Source organism: Pseudoxanthomonas suwonensis, assembly GCF_010093235.1.
Classification (GTDB): domain Bacteria; phylum Pseudomonadota; class Gammaproteobacteria; order Xanthomonadales; family Xanthomonadaceae; genus Pseudoxanthomonas; species Pseudoxanthomonas suwonensis.
Genome location: NZ_PDWP01000009.1, coordinates 25,103 through 44,304, shown reverse-complemented (window position 1 = coordinate 44,304; position 19,202 = coordinate 25,103). Strand labels below are relative to the sequence as shown.

Annotated in this window: 18 protein-coding genes; 8 read left to right on the top strand and 10 right to left on the bottom strand. The window is 73.1% G+C overall.

The genetic code is table 11. From position 1 onward, the window contains the following. The first annotated feature begins 54 nt into the window (after nt 1–54). A complete protein-coding gene (locus tag CSC68_RS05705; RefSeq protein WP_162202560.1) occupies nt 55–1,320 on the top strand; it encodes a cation:proton antiporter in 1,266 nt (421 codons plus the stop codon). 9 nt (nt 1,321–1,329) lie between these two features. On the opposite strand, the gene fabG is transcribed toward CSC68_RS05705, so the two are convergent. Genes fabG through CSC68_RS05665 form a run of 8 tightly spaced genes read right to left on the bottom strand, consistent with a single transcriptional unit; the run spans nt 1,330 to nt 7,775 of the window. Next, nucleotides 1,330–2,070, bottom strand: coding sequence for a 3-oxoacyl-ACP reductase FabG (gene fabG, locus CSC68_RS05700; protein WP_162202559.1), 741 nt, complete (start codon nt 2,068–2,070; stop codon nt 1,330–1,332). A 33-nt stretch (nt 2,071–2,103) separates the two neighbouring features. Beyond that, entirely contained in the window at nt 2,104–2,559 is a 456-nt protein-coding gene (locus tag CSC68_RS05695; RefSeq protein WP_246193457.1) for a hotdog family protein, read from the bottom strand. Next, the gene (locus CSC68_RS05690; RefSeq protein ID WP_162202558.1) at nt 2,559–4,898 is read right to left on the bottom strand and encodes an MMPL family transporter; all 2,340 of its coding nucleotides are present in this window, start codon (nt 4,896–4,898) and stop codon (nt 2,559–2,561) included. The genes CSC68_RS05695 and CSC68_RS05690 overlap by 1 nt, the downstream gene beginning before the upstream one ends. A 3-nt stretch (nt 4,899–4,901) precedes the next feature. After that, nucleotides 4,902–5,564 carry a LolA-related protein gene (locus CSC68_RS05685; RefSeq protein WP_162202557.1) on the bottom strand — a complete coding sequence of 221 codons (663 nt, stop codon included), beginning with the start codon at nt 5,562–5,564 and terminating at the stop codon, nt 4,902–4,904. Further along, on the bottom strand, nt 5,458–6,486 hold the full coding sequence (locus CSC68_RS05680) for a lysophospholipid acyltransferase family protein (protein WP_162202556.1): 1,029 nt from the start codon (nt 6,484–6,486) through the stop codon (nt 5,458–5,460). Before CSC68_RS05680 ends, CSC68_RS05685 begins: the two co-directional genes overlap by 107 nt. Beyond that, nucleotides 6,476–6,769, bottom strand: coding sequence for an ApeI family dehydratase (locus tag CSC68_RS05675; protein ID WP_162202555.1), 294 nt, complete (start codon nt 6,767–6,769; stop codon nt 6,476–6,478). Before CSC68_RS05675 ends, CSC68_RS05680 begins: the two co-directional genes overlap by 11 nt. Nucleotides 6,770–6,799: 30 nt before the next feature. Then, nucleotides 6,800–7,480, bottom strand: a complete 681-nt coding sequence (locus CSC68_RS05670) for a COG4648 family protein (protein WP_211365694.1) — start codon at nt 7,478–7,480, stop codon at nt 6,800–6,802. Nucleotides 7,481–7,508: 28 nt separating this feature from the next. Then, nucleotides 7,509–7,775, bottom strand: coding sequence for a phosphopantetheine-binding protein (locus CSC68_RS05665; RefSeq protein WP_162202553.1), 267 nt, complete (start codon nt 7,773–7,775; stop codon nt 7,509–7,511). A gap of 148 nt (nt 7,776–7,923) precedes the next feature. Between CSC68_RS05665 and CSC68_RS05660 the strand changes: the two genes are divergently transcribed. The 3 genes from CSC68_RS05660 to CSC68_RS05650 all read left to right on the top strand — a co-directional run bounded on the left by CSC68_RS05660 (nt 7,924) and on the right by CSC68_RS05650 (nt 11,703). Continuing rightward, complete coding sequence (locus CSC68_RS05660; protein ID WP_246193456.1) at nt 7,924–9,306, top strand: NAD(P)/FAD-dependent oxidoreductase; 1,383 nt, start codon at nt 7,924–7,926, stop codon at nt 9,304–9,306. After that, nucleotides 9,303–10,319 (top strand): chorismate transformation FkbO/Hyg5 family protein, encoded by a 1,017-nt coding sequence (locus CSC68_RS05655; RefSeq protein WP_425501208.1) that lies wholly within the window; start codon nt 9,303–9,305, stop codon nt 10,317–10,319. Before CSC68_RS05660 ends, CSC68_RS05655 begins: the two co-directional genes overlap by 4 nt. Before the next feature lie 82 nt (nt 10,320–10,401). After that, complete coding sequence (locus CSC68_RS05650) at nt 10,402–11,703, top strand: serine hydrolase domain-containing protein (protein ID WP_162202552.1); 1,302 nt, start codon at nt 10,402–10,404, stop codon at nt 11,701–11,703. A 19-nt stretch (nt 11,704–11,722) separates the two neighbouring features. On the opposite strand, the gene CSC68_RS05645 is transcribed toward CSC68_RS05650, so the two are convergent. Together CSC68_RS05645 and CSC68_RS05640 are read right to left on the bottom strand one after the other, a co-directional pair. Next, on the bottom strand, nt 11,723–12,748 hold the full coding sequence (locus CSC68_RS05645) for a patatin-like phospholipase family protein (protein WP_162202624.1): 1,026 nt from the start codon (nt 12,746–12,748) through the stop codon (nt 11,723–11,725). An 81-nt stretch (nt 12,749–12,829) separates the two neighbouring features. After that, nucleotides 12,830–14,221, bottom strand: a complete 1,392-nt coding sequence (locus tag CSC68_RS05640; RefSeq protein ID WP_162202551.1) for an AMP-binding protein — start codon at nt 14,219–14,221, stop codon at nt 12,830–12,832. A gap of 164 nt (nt 14,222–14,385) precedes the next feature. Between CSC68_RS05640 and CSC68_RS05635 the strand changes: the two genes are divergently transcribed. The 4 genes from CSC68_RS05635 to hemF are packed head-to-tail and all read left to right on the top strand — an operon-like array spanning nt 14,386 to nt 18,824. Continuing rightward, complete coding sequence (locus CSC68_RS05635) at nt 14,386–16,791, top strand: S9 family peptidase (protein ID WP_162202550.1); 2,406 nt, start codon at nt 14,386–14,388, stop codon at nt 16,789–16,791. After that, complete coding sequence (locus CSC68_RS05630; protein WP_162202549.1) at nt 16,788–17,216, top strand: NUDIX hydrolase; 429 nt, start codon at nt 16,788–16,790, stop codon at nt 17,214–17,216. The genes CSC68_RS05635 and CSC68_RS05630 overlap by 4 nt, the downstream gene beginning before the upstream one ends. Nucleotides 17,217–17,276: 60 nt before the next feature. Continuing rightward, the gene (locus CSC68_RS05625) at nt 17,277–17,843 is read left to right on the top strand and encodes a hypothetical protein (protein ID WP_162202548.1); all 567 of its coding nucleotides are present in this window, start codon (nt 17,277–17,279) and stop codon (nt 17,841–17,843) included. 45 nt (nt 17,844–17,888) lie between these two features. Beyond that, on the top strand, nt 17,889–18,824 hold the full coding sequence (gene hemF / locus CSC68_RS05620) for an oxygen-dependent coproporphyrinogen oxidase (protein WP_162202547.1): 936 nt from the start codon (nt 17,889–17,891) through the stop codon (nt 18,822–18,824). The last annotated feature ends 378 nt before the right edge of the window (nt 18,825–19,202 follow it).

Sequence of the window (19,202 nt, the reverse complement as noted above, 5' to 3'; positions counted from 1 at the left end):
GGCCGGCAGCCCTTCCCGGGGCTATAAGGGCCTACCTGCGCCGGGGGAGATGAGATGACGGGGCTGTTGCTGTTCCAGATCGCCGTGGTCCTGGTCGCCGCGCGCAGCTGCGGCATCGTGCTGGCCCGCCTGGGCCAGCCGCCGGTGATCGGCGAAATGGCCGCCGGCGTGCTGCTGGGCCCGGTCGTGTTCGGCGCCGCCCTGCCGGACCTGCACGCGGCGCTGTTCCCGGCCGCCTCGCTGCCGGGCCTGTCGGCGCTTTCGACCCTGGGCCTGGTGCTCTTCATGTTCGTCATCGGCGTGGAGATGCGCGCCCCCGACGGCGCGCGCGCCCAGGTGCTGGCCGCCGCGCGCGTGGCGGGCCTGTCGGCCCTGGCGCCGTTCGCCATGGCGCTGGCGGTGGCGCCGCTGCTGCACGGGATGCTGGCGCCGGAAGGCGTGGCCTTCTGGCCGTTCGCGCTGTACCTGGGCGTGGCCCTGTCGGTGACCGCATTCCCGGTGCTGGCACGGATCCTCAAGGACCGCTGCATGCAGCACACCGCGGTCGGGCGTCTTTCGCTCTCGGCCGCCGCGCTGCTGGACGTGGGCGCGTGGATCGCCTTGGCCCTGCTGGTGGCGCTGACCAGCGGCGAAGGCCATGCCGGACTGCTGCGCACCCTGGCCGGGCTCGGCCTGCTGCTGGTGCTGGTGTTCGGCGTGCTCAAGCCGCTGTTCGCCGGGCTGCTGCGCCGACACGCCAGCGACGGCCGCCCCTCCGGCACCGTGCTGGCGGCGCTGCTGGTGGGCCTGTTCGCCTGCGCCGCGGCCACCGAGTGGCTGCAGCTGCACCCGGTGTTCGGCGCCTTCCTGTTCGGCGCCTGCCTGCCGCGCGACGACCGCCTGATGCATGCCCTGGTCGAGCGCATCGAGCACCTGGCCCTGGTCCTGCTGATGCCGCTGTTCTTCGCCGTGGCCGGCATGGGCACCACCGCCGACGCGTTCACCGCCACCGGCGCCGGCGCACTGCTGCTGATCCTGGCCGTGGCCGTGCTCGGCAAGCTGCTGGGCGGCGGCATCGGTGCGCGGCTGTCCGGTTGCACGGTCCGCGACAGCCTGGCCGTGGGCTCACTGATGAATGCCCGCGGCATGATCGAGCTGATCGTGATGAAGGTGGGCCTGGACGCGGGACTGATCGGCCCGGAGCTGTTCACCCTGCTGTTGCTGGTGGCGCTGTGCACCACCCTGATGACCGGGCCGCTGCTGGCCCTGCTGGCACGCCGCGATGCGGTCGCCAGCGCGCAGGCCGGCGTGGCCGCGCCACCGGACGGGCGCGGCCGCTGAGGCCCGGCCTCAGCCCATGCCGCCGTTGACGCCGATCACCTGGCCGTTGACGTAGCCGGCGGCCTCCGAGCACAGGAAGGCGACCAGCGCGGCCACCTCCTCCGGACGCCCCGCGCGCGCGGCCGGCACCATCTGCCTGATCGCCTCGGGGCTGAACGTTCCTTCGGTCATGGCACCGGCGATCACGCCCGGCGCCACGACATTGACCGTGATCCCGCGGCTGCCCATCTCGCGGGCCAGCGATTTGCTGGCGCCGTGCAGCGCGGCCTTGGCGGCGGCGTAGTTGGTCTGGCCGCGGTTGCCCAGCACCGCCGCCACCGAGGACACACTGACGATCCGGCCCCAGCGCCCGCGCGCCATCGGCAGCAGCAGCGGCCGGGTGACGTGGAAGAAACCGTGCAGCGACACGTCGATCACCCGCTGCCACTGCGCATCGGTCATGCCGGCCATCGGCGCGTCGTCGTGGATGCCGGCGTTGTTGACCAGCACGTCGATCCGGCCCTCGCCCAGCAGGGCTTCGAGCGCGGCACCGGTGGCGGCGCCATCGGCCACGTCGAAGGCGACCGCCTGCGCGCTGCCACCGCGTTCGCGGATCGCGGCGGCGACCGCCTCGGCACGGGCCAGGTTGGTGTTGGCATGGACGATCACCGCCATGCCGGCATCGGCCAGGGCATGGCAGATCGCGCCACCGATGTCGCCGCTGCCGCCGCTGACCAGGGCGCGGCGCAGGGGATGGGTCGGACTGTTCATCGCGACATTCTGCCAGCGCGCGCGGCGCTGACGTCAGCGACCGGCGAGCGCGCTGCCGAGCATGGCCGCCGCGCGACCGCTGGCGATCACCTGGCCTGCGTGCAGGATGCGGAACGCGTACTGCTGGCTGGCCTCGCTGGCGGCCAGCAGCTCGGCCTCGCATTCCAGCGCCCCGGACAGGTCGTCGATACGGGTGACGGCCAGTTCGATCCCGCGCAGCGCCACCAGCACGCCCGGCGCGGCGCGACCGCCTTCCGTGCCGGCCAGCAGGCCGCCGTGCACGGCCATGGCCTGGGCGCCGTACTCGCACAACGCCAGCGCCGGCAGCCGTCCGCGCGCGCGCAGCGGATGCGCCGGGTCGCGGTGGTTCCAGGCACGCACGCGGATGCTGCGTCCCTCCCAGGCCAGGACCTCGTCCCACAGGCACATCGGGCCCTGGTGCGGGACCAGGGCGAGGATGTCGGCGCGGCCGGGCAACGGGCGGTTCATCACGCCTGCTCCTCGGGGCTGCGCGCCACCAGCACGGCCAGCACGAAGTTGGACACTACGCCCAGGGCCACGGTGCTGCCGATCGCGCGCAGCACCGGGATCGAGGACAGCGCCAGCAGGCCGAACACCAGGGCGGTGGTCAGGCTGCACACGATCACCGCATGCAGGGTGCGCAGCTGGTCGGCGCGGTCGTCGCCGGCATGGTCGAAGAACAGCGCGTAGTCCAGGCCCAGGCCGGCCGCCAGGATCAGCGAGACCAGGTGGAACAGGTTCAGCTCGACGCCGAAGGCGCGCAGCACGGCCAGGATCAGCAGGGTGGTCAGGGCCATCGGCGCCAGCACCCGCAGCACGCGGCGGCGGTCGCGCAGCGCGCCCACGACCACGCCGGCCAGCAGCAGCGCCGCCACCGCCAGCGCGCCAAGCAGGCGCAGGCGCCACTGCGCCACCAGCGATTCGGAGGCCTGCTTGAGGTCCAGCAGCTGCGCGCCCGAGCGCGCCACCGCATCGGCCACGGCCTGCGGATCGCTGAGGCCGGACAGCGACACCAGCGCGGTGGCGTGGTCGTCGCCGCGCACCAGCAGCCCGCCGACCGCCAGTTCCAGCGGCGTGCCGGCAAGGTCGTCCACCGTCAGCGGCGGCGCGGCACGCGCGGCGGCCACGTCCCCGATGAAAGGCTCGAAGGCATCGGGCAGGAACGGCGAACCGTCCAGCGCCTGTTCCAGCGAGTCGCGCAGGGTGTCCCCGTCCGGCAGCTTCGCCTGGCGCGCACGCTGCAGCGCGGCGCTGGGCAGGTAGCGCGCGGCCAGGTCGTAGCCGGCCAGAACGCCGCGCGCCTGCAGCTCCTGCAGCACCGGCAGCAGCTGCTCGGAGCGCTGCAGCGCCTCTTCCACGTCCGCGCCCTGGATCGCCAGCATGTAGCGCACGTCCGGCGCACCCAGTTCGGCGCGCAGCTGCGCATCGCGCTGCAGGTCGGCCGGCGGCACCGGGGTCAGCCGCGACAGGTCGTTCTGCCAGAACGCACCGGGCGCGAGCAGCGCCACCGCCGCCGCGGCGACCGCCAGCGCGGCCAGTGCGCGGCGCGGGCGCGGCAGGTGGGTGAGGCCACGCCAGATGCGCGCCAGTCGCTCCGAATCGGCCGGATCCCGCCGCGCCGGCGTGACCAGCCGCGGCAGCAGCCAGCGGGTCGAGGCGGCGGCCACGCCCAGGCCGGCGATGGTGAACACCGCCAGCTGCTGCAGGCCCTGCACGCCGGAGAACAGGAAGGTCGCGTAGGCAATGCAGGTCGCCAGCACGCCGGTGACCAGGGTCGGCCACAGCGCGCGCACGCTGGCTACCGGCGACTGCCCGGGGCGCAGGTGGCTGAAGAAGTGGATCGGATAGTCCTGGGCGACACCGATGAGGGTGAAGCCGAAGGCCACGGTGATGCCGTGCACGCCATCGAACAGCAGGGCCACGGCGCCGAGTCCGGCAAGACCGCCACTGGCCAGCGGCAGCGCGCCCAGCAGGGGGATGCTCCAGCGCCGGTAGGCCAGGCCCAGCAGCAGCAGCAGGCCGACGGTGTCGACCGTGCCGATCCACGATACCTCGCGCTCGGTGCGCTCGCGGATGGCCACGGCGAACGCACCGGGGCCGCTCATTTCCAGAGCGGTGGCCGCGCCTTCGGCGCGGCTGGCATCGAACGCGGCCTGGATCGCCGACACCGCGGCCTGCTGGCCGGCGCTGTCGAAGCCGGCCGCCGCGGTCTGCACCAGCAGCAGGGCCTGCGCGCCGGCGCGGTCGAACCACACGCCCTGGCGGCGTTGCGGCGCCTGCGCCGGCTGCCAGGCCTCGGCCAGGCGCAGGGTTTCCAGGGTCGGATCGGAGGGCACCAGCGGCTCGACCAGGTCGGCCGCCGGCGAACCCAGGTCCTGCAGGCGCTGGTCCAGTTCCTCGCGCAGCGTCGCCGCGTCCAGCGACTGCGCCTGCGGCGAGGGCGAAAGCAGGTAGCGGTAGGGGCGCAGGTCTTCCGGCACCGCGTCCAGGCCGGCGTCCTCGCCGTTGGCGACCAGGGCGATTTCCGGGCGCGCGGCCAGCTCCGCCGCCAGCGCGCGCGAATGCGCGGCCAGGGTCTCTTCGTCCGCGCCGGACACCGCCAGCAGCAGCATGCGCGAGCCGGGCCCATCGCCCAACTCGTCTACCAAGAGCACCTGCGCCGGCGTGCGCGGCGTGGGCAGGAAGCGGCGCAGGTCCTCCTCCATCCGCAGCCCGCGCGACAGCAGCACGCCGCCGAGCGCCAGCAATGCGACCCAGCCCAGCAGCAGGGCCAGGCGTGCGCCGCCCTGCGTATCCAGCTTGCGCATGCCTTACCTCGCCGTGCCGTGGCAGAGCGCGGCCAGGGCCTGCGCATCCTCGACGCCGGCGGCGGCCGTGGCCGCGGCGGCCATCAGCGTGCGCTGCGGCTCGCCGCGCGCCGGATGGCTTTCCACGCACAGCAGTTCGGAACCCTGCCCATGCAGGTCGATGCGTGCCAGCGTGCGGGCGAGCTTCGGATCGCGCGGCTGCATGCGCATGGTCCAGGCCTGCAGCGTGCCTTCGGACTGGACCTGGTAGGTCCGCTCCAGCCGCTCCACGTCGCCGGCCAGCAGCGCGCCGAAGCCGTTCTGGATCGCCTCCAGCTCCGGCACCTGCTGCAGCGAAACCCTGCGCGGCGCGCGGCCGGCACGCTCGATCACCGCCTCGCCGGCCGACAGCGTGGTGGTCTCGGCATAGGGCACGCGCACCTCGCGGACCAGGCGGCCATCGGCTTCGCGCCGGTACTCGCCCTCGATGCGCAGCGGCTTCTTCAGCATCGCCGACTGCCGCACTTCCACGAAGGGCGTGTGGCTCGGGGCGGGGCGCGCCCCCGCGCGCAGGATCGACTCAGGCGCCGGCGCGGTCCCGGCCGCCGCCGGCAGCGTCGTCGCGCACGCCAGCAGCAGGGCCGGCAGCAGGCGCCGCGGGGCCGGTCGTCGGGGAAGTCGCGTCATCGTCATTCCAGAAGTCGAAGAAGTTGAACCAGTTGTATTCGGCATCGCGCGCATGGTGCTCCAGGCGCACGGCGTAGGCCGCTACCTGCTGGCGCAGCCATTCGGCGCGCCCGGAACGGCCTGGCGGCGGCGTCTGCTGCGGATCGAGGAAGGGCTCGAAGCGCAGGTCGTAGCGGTTGCCGCCGCGGTAGAGCCCGAAGCACAGCAGCACCGGCGCATGCAGCGCCAGGGCCAGCCGCCACGGCGTCAGCGGCAGCCGCGCCGGGGTGCCGACGAAGGGCACGGACACGGTCTCCTCGTGGCCGTGCACCCGGTCGACCAGCAGCGCGACCAGGGCGCCCTGCTGCAGCGCGTGCTGGATCTCCAGCGCGATCACCGGGCCCGGCTGGCCACCATCGATCACGCCGGCGGCCAGCGCCGGATCCAGCGAGTCGAACACTTCGGTCAGCACCGGGTTCTGGCCGCGGTCCAGCACGATCCGCACCTGCAGCCCCGGGCGGCGCCGGGACAGCACCCGCAGCGCGTCGAAGCTGCCGAGGTGGGAACCGAACAGCAGCGCGCCGCGGCCCTGGTCCACCAGCGCCTCCAGGTGCTCCAGGCCCTGCACGTCGATGTCGAACACCTCCATGCGTCCGCCGAGCAGGAACACCCGGTCCAGGATCGTGGCCGAGAAGGTGTGGATGTGCCGCGCCACCGCCCACAGCGAGGCCGGCCGGCCATGCACCCGCGACAGCCAGGCGCGCGAGGCGCGCCGTTCGGCACCGCGCATGGCCAGGAAGTAGGCAACGATCGGATACAGGCACAGTCGCGCCGCGCCACGGCCGCCGCTGCGGGCGATGGCCAGGATCAGCCGGATCATCGCCGGGCTGCCGCCCTCCGGGCGCTGCTTCCAGGACGGACGCGAGTGGGTCTCAGCGGCCATCGCCGGCCTCCGCGCGCAGCTGGCCGCTGGCCAGCACGGTGTCGCCGCGGCGCACCTGGAAGCGCCAGGCCGGCGCCTCGCCCTCCAGCACCACCTCGGCTTCCTCGCCCGGCAGCAGCGGGTGCAGGAACTTCACCTGCGGCAGTTGCAGCGGGCCGCGCGCGCCGTGGGCGGCCTCCACCGCCTCCAGCACGCGCTCGAGCAGGACCACCCCCGGCACCAGCGGGCGGCCGGGAAAGTGCCCGTCCAGGCACGGATCGTCAGCGGGAATGATGAAATGCATCGCACAAGGATAGCCCGCCGCGGCCACGGCTCAGCCGAGCAGGTCGCGCCAGAATTGCGGGCCCAGCTTCACCATCTGGCGCACGAAGTCCAGGCCGTTGCGGTAGGGCTGGCGCGGGAAGCGGCGCTTGCGCCAGGCGAACTCGCCGACCATGAAGCCACCGACGACCCCGTAGTTGAGCAGGTTGGCGAACCAGGACCAGGCCTCCGGCGACACCGCCAGCGGCGGCGTGCGCCCCAGCGCGTGCAGCACCCCGCCAGGCACGGCCCACAGCGCCAGCAGCGCGTTGGCCACGGTCAGCAGGGCCAGCACCCCGGCCCAGCCGGCGGTCAGCCGGCGCGCATAGGCGGCCAGGTCGGGGGTGTACGGCTGCCCGGCGCGCTCGTGCAGGGCGCGGACGATGCGTGCGATCAGCGGGGTGCGGCCGCCCCAGAGGGTGCGCGCGAACCACCACGCCAGCCAGCCGGTGAACAGCACCGGCGGGGCCAGCAGCAGCAGCTGCGGCCAGGGGCCGCCCTCCAGCCAGACCAGGCCGGCCAGCAGGACGGCCAGCAGCAGCAGGGCCCAGACCCGGCGCCGCAGCAGCGGCGCCGCGAGCACCAGCAGGACCAGGTCGGCCAGGGCGATGCTGGCCCAGGGCGAACCCTTCACCGTGGCCGCATGGGCCAGGAACGGATAGGCCACGCACAGCACCAGCTGCAACGGCAGCAGCAGCGCCGGGGTGCCGGCGCGCGGGGTTTCAGCCGGCGCGCCGGGACTGGACATGGGCCGCCAGCGCGCGCAGCGAGGCGAAGATGCGGTGGTTGTCCTCGCTGTCCGAGCGCAGCTGCACGCCGTATCGCTTGGCCACGGCCAGCGACAGCTCCAGCGCGTCGATCGAGTCCAGGCCAAGCCCCTCGTTGAACAGCGGCGCTTCCGGGTCGATCCCGTGCGGGTCGACGCCCTCCAGGTTCAGGCACTCCACCAGGAGTTCGGCCAGTTCGCGCTCGGCTTCGGTCTGGGACATCGGTACTTCCCGGGTCATGCAGGGGCGGCAACGATCCGGCATTGGCCGCCCCGGTGCAAGTCCGGGCGCGCGCGCAGGCATGCGCCCGGGCGGGCGTGACGGGCGTCGCGGTATCATGTGCGACCAATCATCCACGCCGGCCCAACGCATGATCCAGCACGACCCGACGCTCCCTCCCACCGCCCCCGGGGCGCCAGCGGAGGCAACGGACGTGGTCGACACGGACGTGCTGGTGATCGGCGGCGGTCCTGCCGGGACCACCGCCGCGACCTTCCTGGCCCGCCGCGGCCGCAAGGTCGTGCTGCTGGAGAAGGACGTCCACCCGCGCTTCCACATCGGCGAGTCGCTGCTGCCGATGAACCTGCCGATCCTCGAGCGCCTGGGCGTGCTGGACCAGGTGCGCCGGATCGGCGTGTACAAGCCCGGCGCCGACTTCCCGATGCGCGGCAACGCCGACAGCGTCAACGTGTTCCGCTTCGACCGCGCGCTCAACCCGGTGTTCGGCTACGCCTACCAGGTCAAGCGCGCCGAGTTCGACACCATCCTGTTCGACAACGCCGTGGCCAACGGCGTGGACGCGCGCCAGCAGGTCAAGGTCGAGCAGGTCGAGTTCGGCGCCGACGGCCGCCCGGCCCTGGTGCGCGCGCGCCAGGCCGATGGCACCGCGCTGGCATTCCGCCCACGCTACCTGGTCGACGCCAGCGGCCGCGACACCTTCCTCGGCAACAAGCTCAAGCTGAAGAAGAAGAACCCCAGGCACCAGTCGGCGGCCATCTTCAGCCACTTCCGCGGCGTCGCCCGGCGCGAGGGCGAGGCGGCCGGCAACATCACCGTCGAGCGCTTCGCCCACGGCTGGATGTGGCTGATCCCGCTGACCGACGACATCATGAGCGTCGGCGCGGTGTGCTTTCCCGAGTACCTGAAGACCCGCACCGGTGACAACGAGTCGTTCCTGATGCAGACCCTGCGCGACACGCCCTCGGTGTGGGCACGCATGGCCAATGCCGAGCGCGTGGCCCCGGTCCACGCCACCGGCAACTATTCCTACACCAGCGAGCGCATGCACGGCCCCGGCTGGGTGATGGCCGGCGATGCCTTCGCCTTCATCGACCCGGTGTTCTCCTCGGGCGTGTACCTGGGCATGAACAGCGGCGAGCAGGCCGCGGCGACGGTCGACGCGATCCTGGCCGATCCTTCGCGCGAAGCCGCCGAACACCGCGCCATGGACCGCCGCCTGCGCCGCGGGCTGCGCTACTTCTCGTGGTTCATCTACCGCTTCACCACGCCGGTCATGGAGCATCTGTTCGCCAACCCGCGCAACTACTGGCAGATGGAACAGGCGGTCATCTCGATGCTGGCCGGCGACGTGTTCGACAACCGCGCCGTGCGCTGGCGCCTGCGCGCGTTCCGCATGGTCTACAACCTGACTGCTATCGGCATGGCGCCACGCGCGCTGGCCGGCTGGCTGCGCCGCCGCCGCCAGGTCCACCAGAAGTTCAGCGGCGACACCCTGCAGGGAGGCAATCCTTGAGCCGTCCGCTGCCGCTGCCCGGGTCCGACGCCCGCCTGGAGGTCAGCTACGCGCCGGCGCACACCCTGCAGGCGCAGCTGGACGATCCGCGCACCCTGGCCGTGTTCGGCTTCGGCGACGACGCCCCGGCGAGCGATGATCCGCGCTGGCTGCGCGTGCCGCTGCGCCCGCTGCAGGACCAGGCGGTGGTCGAGGTCTGGCGCGCCGCCGGCCCGGTCAGCCATGGCCGCGACGGCGACGTGGCCTGGGCCAGCGACGGCCGCCTGCTGTTCGGCGCGATGGAAGTGCCCGAGCCCGAGGGCGACGACATCCGCGCCGCCGCGCACCATGCCTATGCGCGCATGTGCGGGTTCATCGCCGGCAGCCAGGCCACGCACCTGCTGCGCGTCTGGAACTACATGGACGCCATCACCCTCGGCGAGGGCGACGACGAGCGCTACCGGCGCTTCTGCGTCGGCCGCGTGGAGGGCCTGGGGCAGTTCGAGGCCGGCCGCCTGCCCGCGGCCACCGCGATCGGCCGCTGCGACGGCCGCCGCGTGCTGCAGGTGTACTGGCTGGCCGCCACCGGCCCGGGGACCCCGCTGGAGAACCCCCGCCAGGTCAGCGCCTCCCGCTACCCGCGCCAGTACGGCCCGCAACCGCCGAGCTTCGCCCGCGCCATGCTGCCGCCCACCGGCAGCGACATGCCGCTGCTGCTGTCCGGCACCGCCGCCATCGTCGGCCATGCCTCGCAGCATGCCGGCTCGGTGCGCGCCCAGGTCGACGAGACCATGGCCAACATCGGCGTGCTGGTCGGCTCGGCCCGGCGCATCCGGCCCTCGCTGCCGGCTGCCCCGGACGCGGCCACGCCGCTGAAGGTCTACGTGCGCCATCCGGAGCACGCGGCCGAGGTCGCCGCGGCCCTGGAAGCGAACCTGGGCCGCCAGGTGCCGCGCCTGCTGCTGCACGCCCAGGTCTGCCGTCGCGAACTGCTGGTCGAGATCGACGGCGTGCACGGGGTCCCGGTCGTCTGACGGCCGGCCGGGCGTTGCAGGCCCGGCACATGCGTGGCCTGATGGCGCGCGCCATGCCCGCCATCCGTCCCAGGAGACCGCCGTGCCCCTTATCCGCCTGCACGCCTGCCTGACCGCCCTGCTGCTGCTCTCCGCCGCCTTCACCGCCGGTGCCGCCACACCCGGCTTCGACGGCCGCGCCGGGGTGGCGCGGATCGACCGCGAACGCATCGACGCCGCGCTTTCCGGCCTGGTCGACTCGGGCCAGGTCATCGGCGCGTCGGCGCTGGTCTGGCAGGACGGCCGCGAGGCCTATTACGGCGCCTTCGGCCTGGCCGACCGCGAGGCGGGAAGGCCGATGGCGCGCGACACCCTGGTCCAGATCTTCTCGATGACCAAGCCGGTCGCCGGCGTGGTCCTGATGCAGCTGTACGAGCAGGGTCGCTTCGGCCTGGACGATCCGGTCTCGCGGTACCTGCCCGAATTCGCCGCCATCCGCGTCTACGGCGGCACCGATGCCCAGGGCCAGCCGCTGTTGCTGGAGCCGGAGCGTCCCATCACCATCCGCGACCTGCTGCGGCATACCGCCGGCATGGCCGGCGGCGACGCGCCGGAGCCGGTCGGCGGCTACTACCGCGCCGCCGACCCGGACAACCTCGACAACACCCTGGAGGAGGCGGTGCGGCGCATGGCCTCCGTGCCGCTGCTGTACCAGCCCGGCACCCAGTGGCTGTATTCGCCGGCGGTCGACGTGCAGGCGCGGCTGGTGGAGGTGCTGTCGGGCATGCCGTTCGAGCGCTACCTGCAGCGCCATGTGCTCGGCCCGCTGAAGATGAGGGACACCCGCTATACCCTGCGTGCGCAGGACTGGCCGCGCATGGCGGCGCTGTACCAGCGCAGCGACGACGGCGTGTTCACCCGCATCCCCGAAGCGGAGGCCTACAAGCTCAACGGCCGCCAGCGCGCGCTCACTCCGGGCAGCTGGGGCCTGGTTTCCAGCCTCGACGACTACATGCGCTTCGCGCGCATGCTGCTGGGCGGCGGCGAGCTGGACGGCGTGCGCCTGCTGCAGCCGGCGACCGTGCGGCTGATGGCCAGCGACGCGCTGCCGGCCGCGGTCGGCGCGGGCAGACGCTCGTGGCTGCCGAGCAAGGGCCAGGTCGGGTTCGGCATCGACTTCGCCGTGCGCGTGGCGCCCCCGGCCGATGCCGAGGAAGCTTCGGGCGAGGTCGGCGAGTTCTTCTGGGACGGCGCGGCCAATACCCTGTTCTGGGTGGACCCGGCCAACCAGCTGGCGGCGGTGCTGGTCGCGCAGTGGCTGCCGTTCGGCAAGGTGCCGCTGCCCAAGGCCTTCCGCGACGCGGGCTACGCGGACGATTCCTCCGCCGCCGCGCCGCGGCCCTGAGCGCGCGGGCCGGCCGCGCTCAGTTGGCGACCGGGGCGCAGGCCTCGTCGCCGCCGCCGAGCGGGTTCCAGCGCGAGCGCGGCTTGCACGGCGGCAACTGCGGTGCCCGCGCGGCGGCCTGCTTCGCGGCTTCGGCACGGGCGGCCTGCAGGCGGTCGGCCTTCAGCTTCTCCAGCGCCGCGCGGATCTGCGGCAACGCCGCCAGCGCGGCCTTCTCGCCTTCGAGGATGGCCTGGTTGCGGCGGGTGAAGTCGGCCGAACCGTAATCGATCACGTTCGGGCGGATGACCACGTCGGCGCGTGCCATCTCCTGCTCGCCCAGGCGCTGGCCCATGATCGAGATCGACTGGTTGACGATGCCCAGCATGCCGTCCGGGCGCTTGCCGGTGGCCTTGCTGGAAATATCCACGGCGATGACGAAGTCCGCGCCCAGCTGGCGCGCCGCGTCCACCGGCACCGGGCTGACCACGCCGCCATCCACGTACTGGTAGCTGCCGATGGTCACCGGCTCGAACACGCCCGGCACGCTGCTGGAGGCCCGCACCGCCTGGCCGGTGTTGCCGCGCACGAACACGGTGCGCTCGCCGGTCTCCAGGCGCGTGGCCACCGCCGCGAACGGCTTGCGCATGCGCTCGATCGGGCGCTTGCCGACCTGGGCGTTGACGTAGTCCTGCAGGGCCACGCCCTGGATCAGTCCGCCGGAGAACAGGCGCACGTCGCGGATGCTGGTTTCGTCCAGCGCCACTGCCTTCTCCTGCAGCTGGAACGGATCCATGCCGCTGGCGTACAGGGCCCCGACCACGCTGCCGGCGCTGGTGCCGGCGACCACGTCCGGGGTCAGGCCATTGGCCTCCAGCATCTTGATCACGCCGATATGGGCGAAGCCCTTGGCCGCGCCGCCGCCCAGGGCCAGGCCGATCTTCGGCGGCGGCACCACCGGGTCGGGCAGCACCGGGGCCACCGGTTCCGGCGGCGTCGGGCGGACGTTGTCGCCGCCGCAGCCGCCAGCAGCGCGCCGGCCAGCATGGGCAGGAGCAGGCGCCAGCGGCGCGGGCGGGGGGTACGCACGGATGCAGGAAGGTTCACGGCGGTCGGCACGGAGAGCGGGCGGGGATGCGGGGCGATTCTAGGCCGCGCTGCCTGAGCCGGACCCGACGGTGCAGGTCCCCGGCCCGGCCAGCGCCTCCAGCACGGTGTCGCGGCTCAGCTTGCCGGTGGCGTTGCGCGGCAGCTGCGGCAGCAGCCGCACCTTGCGTGGCAGGAATACCGGATCGACCGTCGCGCGCAGCGCGGCGACGATGTCCGCCGGCGCCAGGCCCGGCGCCACCGCCAGCGCGGCGATGCGCCCCACCCCGCCCTCGCGCTCGGGCTGCAGCTGCACCACCACGCCGTCCTCCACGCCCGGCACGGCCAGCAGGCGGCGGGTCAGGTCGCCCAGCGAAGCGCGCTTGCCGGCGATCTCCAGCAGGTCGGCCTGGCGCCCGCACAGGGGGAAGCGTCCGTCCGGCTCGACCTCGAAGATGTCGGCCAGCGCCACCGGCACCGGCAGGTGCGGCGCGTGCACCAGGGTGCCGTCCGGCTGCGGGCTGACCCGCACGCCGGGCAGCGGCGTCCACAGAAGATCGCGCGCGGTGCGGCGGCGGGCGAACACGCAGGTCTCGGTGGATCCGAACACCTCGCGCACCTCGCCGCCGTAGCGGCCCTCGGCCTCGGCGGCCAGTTCCTGCGGCAGCGGCGCGGTGGCCGAGACGATGCCGGCCAGCGGCGGCAGGGCCACGCCCGAGCGCAGCAGCGCGCGCAGGTGCACCGGCGTGGTCACCAGGATGCGCGGGCCGGAGGCCTGTTCCAGGGCTTCGGCCACGTCCGCCGGCAGCAGCGGCCGGCCGGCATGCACGGCCGCGCCACCCAGCAGCGGCAGCAGCACGCTCATCTCCATGCCGTACATGTGCTGCGACGGCACGGTCGCGACCACCTGCGGCTGCTGGTCGCCCCACAGGTCGGCCAGCGCCGCCAGGTTCTGCGCGGTGCCGGTGGCGAAACCGCCCCAGGTCTTGGCATGGGCCTGGGGACGGCCGGTGCTGCCGGAGGTGTAGCCGATCGCGGCCAGGTCGCCACTGCCGACCCGGGGTGTCTCCAGGCCCGACGCCAGGCGGCCGCGGGCTTCCTCCAGCCCCGGCACCGGCAGGCCCTGGTCCCCGCCAAGCCGGTAGGAACCGCCGTCGGCATGGGCCCTGAGCACGTCGGCAAGGGTGCGCGGCGCGCCGGACGGCGGCAGCAGCGCCACCTGGCCGCGCAGGGCCGCGGCGCAGAAGCCGAGCAGGAAGCGGTAGCGGTCCTCGGACAGATGCGCGACGTAGCGCGCGTCGGGCAGGCGGCCCGCCAGCGCCCGGGCCTGGTCGAGGAAGGCGCCCAGGGTCACGCTGCCGTGGCCGTCGAACACGAGGACGCGCGCGGGGTCCCCGGCGGCAAGCGGCAGGTCTTGGACCGCGGGAAGAGCTGGCTGGATGACTGCTGACATCTGGCTGGTGGTTCCTGCGGCCGTCCCCCCGGCCGCACAAGACGGTACAGGATGGCGGGCGACCCTCCCGTGAGCAAGCGCGGCGCCGGGCCATGACCTTCTGCCGTGGTCGCCGCGGACCGGGCTGGTACCCTGCGACGCCACTTCCACTGCCCGGTTCGCCCATGACCCAGCCTTCCACGCGGGCCACGCTGCGCCTGCTTCCGCTGCTGCTGGCGGCCCTGCCCCTGGCCGCATCCGCCCAGGCCCAGGATCCCTCCGCGGCCCTCACGCTCGAGCAGGCGATGGCCGATCCGGACTGGATCGGCCCGCCGGTGGAGAAGGCCTGGTGGAGCTGGGACGGCCGCGAGGCGCAGCTGCTGCTCAAGCGCGAGGGCAGCGCGGTGCGCGACACCTGGCGCCAGCCGGTGGCCGGCGGCGCGCTGGAGCGGGTGTCCGACGCCGACCGCGGCGGCCTGGACGCCCCCGACCCCGTGTACGACCCGCAGCGCCGGCGCATGGCCTACGTGCGCAACGGCGACGTGTTCGTGCGCGACCTGGCCACCGGCGCCCTGACCCAGCTGACCCGCACCGCCCAGGCCGAGGCCCAGGTGCGCTTCGCCGCCGACGGCGGCGTGCTGTGGCGGGTCGGCAACGACTGGTTCCACTGGAGCCCCGGCGGCGTCGCCGCGCAGGTCGTGGCGCTCAAGGCCGAGCGCGATCCGGCCGCGCCCCCGGCCCCCGACGCCCTGCGCGAGCAGCAGCTGCGGACCCTGGAGACGCTGCGCCGCGACCGCGAGCGCCGCGAGGCCCAGCGCGCCCAGGAGGAAGCCTGGCGCAAGGCCGATCCCACCCGCGCCGCCGGCCCGGTGTTCCTCGGCGCCGAGGTCGAGATCGTCGACAGCAGCCTGTCGCCGGACGCCCGCCACCTGCTGGTGGTGACCCGGAAGAAGGGTGCCGAAGAAGGCCGCCAGGGCAGGATGCCGACCTACGTCACCGAGTCCGGTTACGAGGAATTCGAGGAAGTGCGCACCCGCGTCGGCCGCAACGACCCGGTCCCGCACGCGCTGTGGCTGGTCGACGCCGCCACCGGCAAGAGCCGTGAGCTGAAGTTCGACGTCCTGCCCGGCATCGCCAGCGATCCGCTGGCGTCCCTGCGCAAGGCCGCCGGCAAGGAGCCGCTCAAGGGCCCGCGTCCGCTGCAGGTCGACGGCGGCCGCGAGGGGCCGGCGATCCGCTGGAGCGACGATGGCCGCAACGTGGCGGTGATGCTGCGCGCGACCGACAACAAGGACCGCTGGCTGGCCGCGGTCGACCTGGCCCAGGCGCGCCTGCAGCCGCGCCACCGGCTCACCGATCCGGCCTGGATCAACTGGAACTTCAACGACTTCGGATGGCTGCCGGACAACCGCACCCTGTGGTTCCTGTCCGAGGAAAGCGGCTGGTCGCACCTGTACACCCAGTCCGGCGACGGCAGGCCGCGCCAGCGCACCTCCGGCCGCTGGGAGGCGTCCTCGCCGGTGCCCACCGCCGACGGCCGCGGCATGCTGTTCCTGTGCAACCGCGCCTGGCCGGGCGACTACGAGGTCTGCGCGCTGGACCTGGCCAGCAACGAAGTCCGCGAGGTCACCGCGCTGGACGGCGTCGAGGACTTTGCCCTCTCGCCCGACGGACGCCAGCTGCTGGTGCGCTGGTCGGCCAGCTGGACCCCGCCGCAGCTGGCGGTCGCGCCGCTGGACGGCGGGCAGGCGAAATTGCTGACCGACCCCCGCAGCGCCGCGTTCAAGGCCCGCCAGTGGATCGGCCCGGAGATCGTGCAGGTGCCGTCGAAGCACGGCGCCGGCACCGTCTGGGGCAAGTTCTACGGTCCGAAGACCTATGAGCCGGGCCGCAAGTATCCGGTGGTGATGTTCGTGCACGGCGCCGGCTACCTGCAGAACGTGCACGCGCGTTGGCCCAACTACTTCCGTGAACAGATGTTCCACCACCTGCTGGTCGAACAGGGCTACGTGGTGCTGGACCTGGACTTCCGCGGCAGCGAGGGCTACGGCCGCCACTGGCGCACCGCCATCTACCGCAACATGGGCCACCCCGAGCTGGAGGACTACCTCGACGGTCTGGACTGGGTGGCGGCCAACCGCCAGGGCGACCGCGACCGGGCCGGCATCTACGGCGGCAGCTACGGCGGCTTCATGACCTTCATGGCCCTGTTCCGCTCGCCGGGTACGTTCAAGGCCGGCGCCGCGCTGCGCCCGGTGGTCGACTGGACCCAGTACAACCACGGCTACACCTCCAACATCCTCAACACCCCGGAGCTGGACCCGGAGGCCTACCGCAGGTCCTCGCCGATCGAATACGCCGACGGCCTGCAGGACCACCTGCTGATCGCCCACGGCATGATCGACGACAACGTCTTCTTCCGCGATTCGGTGGTGCTCACGCAGAAGCTGATCGAGCTGCGCAAGGACAACTGGGAGATCGCGCCCTACCCGCTGGAGCGCCACGGCTTCACCCGCGCCGATTCCTGGTTCGACGAATACCGGCGCATCCACAAGCTGTTCGAGCGCACGCTCAAGGAGCCGGCGCGATGAGCGCGGCCGCGGAACCGATCCGCACCGTCGCCGCCGTCATCCGCGACCAGGACGGCCGGGTCCTGCTGGTACGCAAGCGCGGCTCGGACACCTTCATCCAGCCCGGCGGCAAGCGCGAGCCGGGCGAGGCCACGCTGCAGACCCTGGCCCGCGAACTGGAGGAGGAGCTGGGGGTGGCCATGCGTGCCGCCAGCGCCTGGCGCCTGGGCGAGTTCGAGGCCGACGCGGTCAATGAACCCGGCCGCCGGGTGCGCACCGAGGCCTACGTGGTCGAGGTCGACGGGCAGCCGGAGGTCCGCGCCGAGATCGAGGAGCTGGCCTGGGTGCTGCCGCGGGCGCCGTTCCCGGTGAAGGTCGCCCCGCTCAGCGCCGGCCACGTGCTGCCGGCGCTGCGCGAGGCCCTCGGGCACGGCGCGTCGGCCTGAGGCGGGCGCCGCGCCGGCGCCCGGCTGGGGCAGAATGGGGCATCGATCGGGGAGTCGAGCATGAACGCACCGCCACCGCTGCCACGCACCGGTTTCGTCACCGTGCTCGGCCGCATCTCGCTGTTGCTGGCCGTCCTGGTGCTGGCCGGTTCGCTGCTCCAGGCCGTCTTCGCCCTGCTGCTGTCCGACGACACCGTGGCGCGGTTCGCAGCGCACCCGGCCATGCCGCCGGCAGGGGCCTGGATGCTGGAGCAGCGGCGGCTGCTTTCCCTGCTGGGGCTGGCGCTGGCCGTGCTGTTCCTGGCCTCGTCCTGGGGCCTGCTGCGGCGCCTGGAGTGGGCCCGCTGGGGCTTCATCGGCTTCCTGGTGGCCTCGGCCGCGCTCAACTTCGCCTCGCTGCCCCTGGCCGGGCAGTTCTTCGACGGCATGGTCGGCATGTTCCCGGCCGAGTTCCTCGATACGCCGGATGGCCGGGAATTCCTGGCCCAGATGAAGTTCAACCGGGCCGTCTCGCTGGCCACCGCGACGCTGACCTCGCTGGCCTTCGCCGCATTGCACGGGTACGTGGCCTGGAAACTCTGCACCCCGGAGGTGCGCGCCGAGTTCGGCCGCACCGGGCAGGATTGATCCCGATCAAAGGTCGGACCCGGTCCGCCCGCTAGAATGCGTGCCATGGATCCGAACTTCGACCTCGTTAGGGACTATCTGACCGGGCTGCAGGACCGCATCTGCACCGCCATCGAGTCCGCCGACGGCCAGGCCCGCTTCGTCGAGGACGCCTGGACCCGCCCGGGCGAACCGGGCGGCAGCACCCATGCCGGTGGCGGCCGTACCCGTGTGCTGCGCGACGGCGCGGTGTTCGAGCAGGCCGGCATCGGCTTCTCGGACGTCTCCGGCAGCCGCCTGCCGCCATCGGCCAGCGCCGCCCGGCCCGAGCTGGCGGGCGCCTCCTGGCGTGCCACCGGCGTGTCGCTGGTGTTCCACCCGCGCAATCCCTACCTGCCGACCACCCACGCCAACGTGCGCCACTTCCAGGCCCAGCGCGACGGCGAGACGGTGGCCTGGTGGTTCGGCGGCGGCTTCGACCTGACCCCGTTCTACCCGTTCGACGAGGACGTGCTGCACTGGCACCGCACCGCCGCCGACCTGTGCGCGCCGTTCGGCCCGGAGCGCTACGCCCAGCACAAGCGCTGGTGCGACGACTACTTCTTCCTGCGCCACCGCAACGAGACCCGCGGCGTGGGCGGCCTGTTCTTCGACGACCTGCACGGCGACTTCGAGCGCGACTTCGCCTACCTGCGCGCGGTCGGCGATGGCTTCCTCGATGCCTACCTGCCGATCGTCGAACGCCGCAAGGACACCCCGTACGGCGAGCGCGAGCGCGAGTTCCAGCTCTACCGCCGCGGACGCTACGTCGAGTTCAACCTGGTCTACGACCGCGGCACCCTGTTCGGGCTGCAGAGCGGCGGACGCACCGAGTCCATCCTGATGAGCCTGCCCCCGCGCGTGCGCTGGGAGTACGGCTACCAGCCCGAGGAAGGCAGCGCCGAGGCACGCCTGCGCGAGTACCTGGTACCGCGCGACTGGCTGTCGCAGGAGCCTGCCTGAGCATCGCCAGGGGATAGGGGATGGCGGCCTGCGGCCGCCGGAGGGAATCCGGTTCCACGGAACGGATGCGCCGGACGATGGGGTCGTCCGGCGCGCTGTGCCCGGGCATGTTCCGGGCCACGTTCCATGGGGCCGGAAATAAGAAGCCCCGCCAACCAGGGGGAGGTTGGCGGGGCCGGGGAACGACGGCTTGGGGAGGAGCCTTCGTTCCAGTAGATCTGCTCCAGGGGAAGGGAGAGATCCGCGACAGGCGTTGCACCTGTCGAGGGTTATGTAAGCACGGGAGACATTGATGTTTCGTGAAGAAGACCCCGTGTTTGGGCGGATATTTATGCCGGATTCAGTGCTTTTCGCGCGGTAACCGCTGAAATCAGAAGA

What these genes read in the sequence shown, in the direction of transcription:
- CSC68_RS05690 (WP_162202558.1), bottom strand. Translation starts at nt 4,898, where the DNA reads ATGCGCAAGCTGGATACGCAGGGCGGCGCACGCCTGGCCCTGCTGCTG.
- CSC68_RS05625 (WP_162202548.1), top strand. Translation starts at nt 17,277, where the DNA reads ATGAACGCACCGCCACCGCTGCCACGCACCGGTTTCGTCACCGTGCTC.
- CSC68_RS05675 (WP_162202555.1), bottom strand. Translation starts at nt 6,769, where the DNA reads ATGCATTTCATCATTCCCGCTGACGATCCGTGCCTGGACGGGCACTTT.
- CSC68_RS05630 (WP_162202549.1), top strand. Translation starts at nt 16,788, where the DNA reads ATGAGCGCGGCCGCGGAACCGATCCGCACCGTCGCCGCCGTCATCCGC.
- CSC68_RS05640 (WP_162202551.1), bottom strand. Translation starts at nt 14,221, where the DNA reads ATGTCAGCAGTCATCCAGCCAGCTCTTCCCGCGGTCCAAGACCTGCCG.
- CSC68_RS05660 (WP_246193456.1), top strand. Translation starts at nt 7,924, where the DNA reads ATGATCCAGCACGACCCGACGCTCCCTCCCACCGCCCCCGGGGCGCCA.
- CSC68_RS05635 (WP_162202550.1), top strand. Translation starts at nt 14,386, where the DNA reads ATGACCCAGCCTTCCACGCGGGCCACGCTGCGCCTGCTTCCGCTGCTG.
- CSC68_RS05705 (WP_162202560.1), top strand. Translation starts at nt 55, where the DNA reads ATGACGGGGCTGTTGCTGTTCCAGATCGCCGTGGTCCTGGTCGCCGCG.
- CSC68_RS05680 (WP_162202556.1), bottom strand. Translation starts at nt 6,486, where the DNA reads ATGGCCGCTGAGACCCACTCGCGTCCGTCCTGGAAGCAGCGCCCGGAG.
- CSC68_RS05665 (WP_162202553.1), bottom strand. Translation starts at nt 7,775, where the DNA reads ATGTCCCAGACCGAAGCCGAGCGCGAACTGGCCGAACTCCTGGTGGAG.
- hemF (WP_162202547.1), top strand. Translation starts at nt 17,889, where the DNA reads ATGGATCCGAACTTCGACCTCGTTAGGGACTATCTGACCGGGCTGCAG.
- CSC68_RS05685 (WP_162202557.1), bottom strand. Translation starts at nt 5,564, where the DNA reads ATGACGCGACTTCCCCGACGACCGGCCCCGCGGCGCCTGCTGCCGGCC.
- fabG (WP_162202559.1), bottom strand. Translation starts at nt 2,070, where the DNA reads ATGAACAGTCCGACCCATCCCCTGCGCCGCGCCCTGGTCAGCGGCGGC.
- CSC68_RS05695 (WP_246193457.1), bottom strand. Translation starts at nt 2,559, where the DNA reads ATGAACCGCCCGTTGCCCGGCCGCGCCGACATCCTCGCCCTGGTCCCG.